Raw genomic sequence first — 5,942 nt, 5'->3', positions numbered from 1 at the left:
TTATGCGATCGTCGGCAGCTTCAGAGGTGTATAAGAGACAGCCCTCAGACCACGCCGACCGTGGGCTCGGCCCGTACCAGGTGCGCGAAGACCACGATGTTGGCGGCGTAGCCGCGCCGGCGGTCGAAGGTGCCGCCGCAGGTGAGCAGCCGCAGTTCGGGCCGCCCGGTGGACCCGTACACCCGGCGGTCGGGGAAGTGCGCCTTGGTGTAGGTGCGCACCTTGTCCACGGTGAAGACGGCCGTGCGGTGGTCCGCGCGGGCCACCTTGACCGTGTCGCCGGGATCCAGGTCGTCGAGGTTCAGGAAGACCGCCGGCCCGTTCCGGGTGTCCCGGTGGCCCACGATGACCGAGGTGCCCTGTTCGCCGGGCGCGGGACCGCCCCGGTACCAGCCGGCCAGCCGGGCGTCGTCCACCGGCGGTGTCGCGAGGTGGCCCCGCGGGTCGAGGCCCACCTCGGTGACCGGTGCCTCCAACTCCAGGGCGGGGATGGACAGCGCGGTCGCGGGCGAGGCCGACAGCGGCGGATGGGCGGTGGCGACGGGGCGCGCGTCGACCCGGGGGGCCGGTTCCGAGGCGTGGTAGAGCGTCCAGCCGCCGGCCGCCAGCGCCAGGGCCGCGCCCGCCGCCAGCAGCGGGCGGAGGACGCGACCCGGGATACGCGGCACAGGGCCCGTGTCAGAGCGTGCCATGGGGGCGGCGGCGGGCCCGCCGCACCAGGAACAGCCCCGTCGCACCGGCCGCGCCGGCGGCCAGCGTGCCGGCGACCACCGCCGCGGACGGCCCCTGGGCGCCGCCCTCGCCGGCCGCGACTCCGCCGCCGCCCGCGCCCACCGGGCCGCGCGGCGGGGCCTCGGCCCGGGCCACCGCCCGCTCCTGGCCACCGGGCTCCCGCGCCTGGTCACCGGGGCGGGTCCGGGTCTCGGTACCGGCGTCGGCGCGGGCCCCCGCGGAGCGGTCGGTGCCGGCGGTCTCCGGACCGTCCGCGCCCGGGATGACCTGGGCCTCCATCCCACCGTCGGCGGACTCTTCGGGCCGGTCGTCCGCGGTCTGGGTCCGGTCGCGGCGCGCCGCCGGGTGCTCGACCGCGCCCTGGTCCTCCTCCGCCTGGCGCCCTGCCTGGTCCTTCTCCGTCCGCTCCACCTGGTGGGTCCCCGCCAGGGGCCGGCCGGCGATCGGGGTGCTCTTCGCGCCGCCGGCGCAGTCGACGGTGAAGACCTTGTGCTTGCCGGCGCTGCCGCCGCCCTCGACGTTCCAGGTCAGTTTGTAGACCCCGTCGGGCAGGGCCAGGTCCTCGGTGCGGCCCAGGCCCTTGGTGAGGTTGATGCCGCCGGACAGGCCGCTCTCCTGGGCACTGCGGCCCTTGGGGACGATCGCCCAGGTGATCTCCCGCACCGAGGTGAACTCGGCGCCGGCCAGGTAGAACCGGCAGACCCGGGATTCGTCGCGCGCGGTGGAGATGGGGGTGCCGACGCTGCGTACCGTGACATCGCCCTGGTCGTCCGCCGCCGCGGCGGTGGTCGGGGCGGCCAGCAGGGCGGCACCCGAGCAGGCCAGTGCGGCCAGGACGGCCGCGCCCGGACGGGCACCGAAGAGGGTGGGGGGTACCGAAGTGGACACGCGGGTGCTCCTTCAAGCCCGTGGGGGTGGTGGTGCGTGCGGTGCTGCTGCCTGACTACCTGTCACCCACCTGTGGAGCGAAAACGAAACGCCGCAATAAATACCCGATTATCCCTCAATAGGCGTATGAACGCCCGTCGGATTCATGGGCGAGGGGTCGAGGCGCCGGTCCTCCACACCGCGGCGCCCCGACCCCCTGACGGCGAGCGGTCAGGGCCCGCTCCTCCGCGGGGACCCACTCTCCACACGGCTCAGCGCCTCCATGGCCTCCCGCTCCATGCGCGCGAGATCACCGAGGATGTCTCCGGCCTGGGCGAGGCACCGTGCGTCGGCCGACGCACCGGCCCGCGCGATCAGTTCCGCGACCTCGGTCCACAAGGTGGCCGCTTCGGCGTACAACCGGTGGCCGGTGCGCAGATGGCCGCTGTCGAGCAGGTCGGTGCACTCGGCGAGGAAGTCGCGGTAGAGGTTGCGGAACAGGGCGCCTCCGGTGCCGGCCTTCTCCATCAGGAGGGCGGCCTGCGGCAGGTCCCGGCCCGGGTCGTCCGTGCGCTGGAGCCAGGTGCGTACCCGCTTGCCGGCCTTCTCGATGCCCCGGTGGCCGAGGTTGGCGATGGGCGGGTCGAGGAAGGCGGCGGCGCAGGCGGTGATGGCGGGAGCGATCCACTCCCGCGGGGAGGGCAGGTCCTGGGGAGCGGTGAGGGTGAACGACCGGTGCTTGGCGGCCATCGGGCCGCGCGCGGCCCTGGCCTGGGCGAGGCTGGTCAGGCTGGTGGTGACCGCCCCGCCCTGCTGCTCGGTGTCCACCAGGTAGGCGTGCTGGTCGTCGTAGCCGTACAGGGCGACGACATGGCCGCCGAAGTGCACCTTCGACCCGAAGTAGTCGAGGTGGTAGCTGTCCAGCTGGAGCCCGACGGGGTGGCCGGCGGCAAGGGCGGTGGCCACGTTCTGCCATGCCCTGCGGGGGGAGGTGGTCTCCTGGACCAGGAGTTCCAGCCCGAGTCCGGCGGCCAGGTTCCTGGTGAGCTCGAAGGGCTTGACCCGTCCCCCGAGGAAGGGGAAGCCCATGTTCTTGCTGTCCCAGTAGATGAAGGACAGTCCGGAGCCGAGGCCGAAGAGCATGGGCTCGGACAGATCGATTCCCTGGTGCCGCAGCAGCACCCCCAGAGCCGTCGTCTCGCAGTGCCGCGCACCGCGGGCGTCGATGCCTGTCACCGTGCTCATACCGTGCCTCCCGAACGGGGGTGATCAGCTGGGTCGTCGGTTCTCTCGCGGCGCCCGCGCCGGTACCAGGCCCCCGCGCGGGCGCCGCGGGGGCGGTCCGCGCTCGCGGTGGGCGATGAGCAGAGCCTCGCAGGCCGGCAGCGGTGGGACACAATCCGATCGGGCCCCGGGCCGCCCCACCTCGGCGCCGTCGGCGCCTGGCGCGTCCCAGCCGAGGCCGGCGGGCCGGCGGGCTCAGTCCAGCACCCGGGCCAGATAGCCGCGCAGCAGCTCCTTGGTCTCGGCCACCACCGCCGGATCACCCGCGGGATCCACCCGGAAGGCGAGCCGCAGCAGCGCGTCCGCGGTCTCCACCGCGATCAGCATGGCCATCCGCATCCGCTCCCCGTCCTCACCCGACTCCGCGACCCCCAGCCGCGCCGCCAGCAGCTCGCGCAGCCGGTCGGCCACCAGGTGGTTGGGCCGGTCGGGGGGCGCGGTGGCGGGCACCGGCACACCGAACTCCACCAGTCCGAAGCCGGGCGCCCCGCGCTTCATCGCCAGGTACTCGTCCACCACCACGTCCATGACGGTGCGCCAGTCCGCCGACTCCTCCGCGCCGAGCCGGGCCTCGATGCGGCCCGCGTACTCGTCCAGATTGCGGCGGGCGAGCGCCTCGGCCATGGCCCGCTTGTTGTCGAAGAAGCGGTAGACCGAGCCGATGGGCACACCGGCCCGCTCGGCGACGGCCCGGGTGCTCAACTCCTCGTACCCGATCTCGTCGAGGAGTTCCGCGCAGGCGTCGAGGATCCGGCCGAGGCGTTCCGCGCTGCGCCGTTGGACCGGCACGCGGCGAAGGTGCGAAGGGGTCACGATCCCATCCTGCCGGGTTCCGCCGCATCGTTGACGTGCGCCCGCACTATTCCTATGGTCTTCCATAGGAATCGTTGGAGCGGCGGGAGTACGCGATGAGCGGCACGGGCAGCGGGAACGAACAGGCCGGGAAGACGGCCGAGGGGCTGGAATACCTCTCCGGGTTCGGCAACGAGCACAGCAGCGAGGCTGTTCCCGGCGCCCTGCCGGTCGGCCGCAACGCGCCCCAGCGCGCACCCCTGGGCCTGTACGCGGAGCAGCTGAGCGGCAGCGCCTTCACCGAGCCGCGCAGCAACAACCGACGCTCCTGGCTCTACCGCATCCGCCCGTCCGCCGCGCACCCGCCGTTCACCCGGATCGACAACGGCGCCCTGCGCGGCGCGCCGTTCATCGGCCAGGACGCGGCCGTCGCCGACCCCAACCGGCTGCGCTGGGACCCGATGCCGGCACCGGCGGCCGGCACCGACTTCCTGTCCGGCCTGTGGACGCTGGGCGGCAACGGCGACGCCTCCCAGCGCGCCGGCATGGCGATCCACCTGTACGCCGCCGACACCTCGATGACCCGGGTGTTCAGCGACGCGGACGGCGAGCTGCTGATCGTGCCGGAGCAGGGCGGGCTGCTGCTGCACACGGAGTTCGGCCGGCTCGCCGCGGCCCCCGGACAGGTGGTGCTGATCCCGCGCGGCGTGCGTTTCCGGGTCGAGCTGCTGGACGCCACCGCCCGCGGCTACGTCTGCGAGAACTACGGCCGCCCGTTCGTCCTCCCCGACCTCGGCCCGATCGGCGCCAACGGGCTGGCCAACGCCCGCGACTTCCTGGCCCCGGTCGCCGCCTACGAGGACGTGGCGGGCCCGGTGGAGGTGGTCAACAAGTTCTGCGGCAACCTCTGGTCGGCCACCTATGACCACTCCCCGCTCGACGTGGTCGCCTGGCACGGCAACCTGGTTCCGTACGTCTACGACCTGCACCGCTTCAATGTGATCGGCAGCATCAGCTACGACCACCCGGACCCCTCGATCTTCACCGTGCTCACCTCGCCCTCGGACACCCCGGGGCTGGCGGGGGTGGACTTCGTGGTCTTCGCGCCGCGCTGGCTGGTCGGCGAGGACACCTTCCGGCCGCCCTACTTCCACCGCAATGTGATGAGCGAGTACATGGGCCTGATCGAGGGCGCCTACGACGCCAAGACCGCCGGCAAGGGCGGCTTCGTACCGGGCGGTGGATCGCTGCACAACATGATGTCGGCACACGGCCCGGACCGGGAGACCTTCGACCGGGCCAGCGCGGCCGAGCTGGTGCCGCAGAAGATCGACGACGGACTGGCCTTCATGTTCGAGACCCGCTGGCCGATCAGCCTCACCCGGCAGGCGGCCGAAGCCGACCACCTCCAGGCACGGTACGACGACGTATGGCAGGGTCTGGAGCGCCATTTCCGACCCTGACCGCGACCGGAGGCCGCCGTGACCACCTTCGCCCCCGACTCACTCGCGCTCAACCGCAAGCTCCCGCTCTGGTACCAGGTCTCGCAGTCGCTGCGGGCCTCGATACTGGGGCGCCGCCCGCACGAGCCGCTGCGCCTGCCCACCGAGGAGCGGCTCGCCGAGCACTACGGCGTGAGCGTGCTCACCATGCGCCAGGCGCTCAAGGAGCTGGAGTCCGAGGGGTTGATCAGCCGGCACCGGAGGCGCGGCACCTTCATCGAACCGACCGCCCGGCGGGGCTCCCCGGTACGGCTGCTGGGCTCGGTCGACGCGATCGTGGCCCAGCAGTCCGGGGAGCGCACCGAGGTGCTGGGCCACGGCAGGGAGCCGGTGCCGGGCGAGTTGGCCGAGTACTTCCCCGATCTGGAGGAGGCCACCGTCTTCCACCGGCTGCGCTCCGACGGACACACCGGTGAGCCGACCAACTGGGCCGAGAACCTGGTCCGGCCCGAGCTCGCGGACCGCATCGACCTGGCCGACCTGTCCCGCTGGCCGATGACCAAGGTGCTGCGGGACGCGGTGGGGGTGCGGATCAGCCGCATCACGGACACGGTCGAGGCGCGGCTGGCGGATCCGGAGACGGCCCGGCTGCTGGATGTCCCGCTGCTCAGCCCGATCCTCCACTACACCGGGGTGACCTACGACGAGAGCGGGCGGGCGGTGGACGTGGCGCGGATCCGCTACCGCGGGGACCGGTTCTCTTTCTCGGTGACGGTCGAGGCGACCTGAAGGGGAGTCGGCCGGGGCGGCCGGGTGCGGGTGGGC

General features: G+C 73.1%; 6 protein-coding genes. 2 read left to right on the top strand and 4 right to left on the bottom strand.

Annotation, left to right across the window (positions count from 1 at the left end; translation table 11 throughout):
- Nucleotides 1–44: 44 nt before the first annotated feature.
- The 4 genes from E4099_RS27930 to E4099_RS27915 form a co-directional block, all read right to left on the bottom strand.
- Nucleotides 45–668 (bottom strand): class F sortase, encoded by a 624-nt coding sequence (locus E4099_RS27930; RefSeq protein WP_245245242.1) that lies wholly within the window; start codon nt 666–668, stop codon nt 45–47.
- A gap of 10 nt (nt 669–678) precedes the next feature.
- A complete protein-coding gene (locus tag E4099_RS27925; protein ID WP_135341905.1) occupies nt 679–1,620 on the bottom strand; it encodes a hypothetical protein in 942 nt (313 codons plus the stop codon).
- Nucleotides 1,621–1,830: 210 nt separating this feature from the next.
- Nucleotides 1,831–2,844 carry a BtrH N-terminal domain-containing protein gene (locus E4099_RS27920; RefSeq protein WP_135341904.1) on the bottom strand — a complete coding sequence of 338 codons (1,014 nt, stop codon included), beginning with the start codon at nt 2,842–2,844 and terminating at the stop codon, nt 1,831–1,833.
- 234 nt (nt 2,845–3,078) lie between these two features.
- Nucleotides 3,079–3,672, bottom strand: a complete 594-nt coding sequence (locus E4099_RS27915; protein ID WP_342451953.1) for a TetR/AcrR family transcriptional regulator — start codon at nt 3,670–3,672, stop codon at nt 3,079–3,081.
- Nucleotides 3,673–3,791: 119 nt separating this feature from the next.
- Here E4099_RS27915 and hmgA point away from each other — a divergent pair, with 119 nt between their 5' ends.
- Together hmgA and E4099_RS27905 are read left to right on the top strand one after the other, a co-directional pair.
- The gene (gene hmgA, locus E4099_RS27910) at nt 3,792–5,138 is read left to right on the top strand and encodes a homogentisate 1,2-dioxygenase (protein ID WP_135341902.1); all 1,347 of its coding nucleotides are present in this window, start codon (nt 3,792–3,794) and stop codon (nt 5,136–5,138) included.
- Nucleotides 5,139–5,156: 18 nt separating this feature from the next.
- Entirely contained in the window at nt 5,157–5,906 is a 750-nt protein-coding gene (locus E4099_RS27905) for a GntR family transcriptional regulator (RefSeq protein WP_135341901.1), read from the top strand.
- Nucleotides 5,907–5,942 lie beyond the last annotated feature (36 nt).

The sequence above is a fragment of the Streptomyces palmae genome (genome assembly GCF_004684805.1).
Classification (GTDB): domain Bacteria; phylum Actinomycetota; class Actinomycetes; order Streptomycetales; family Streptomycetaceae; genus Streptomyces; species Streptomyces palmae.
The sequence above is the reverse complement of the archived record's forward strand: the minus strand, read 5'-3'. Positions and strand labels throughout refer to the sequence as shown.

Bases quoted from the DNA above. Each gene is read 5' to 3' on its own strand.
- E4099_RS27920 (WP_135341904.1), bottom strand. From the start codon at position 2,844: ATGAGCACGGTGACAGGCATCGACGCCCGCGGTGCGCGGCACTGCGAG.
- hmgA (WP_135341902.1), top strand. From the start codon at position 3,792: ATGAGCGGCACGGGCAGCGGGAACGAACAGGCCGGGAAGACGGCCGAG.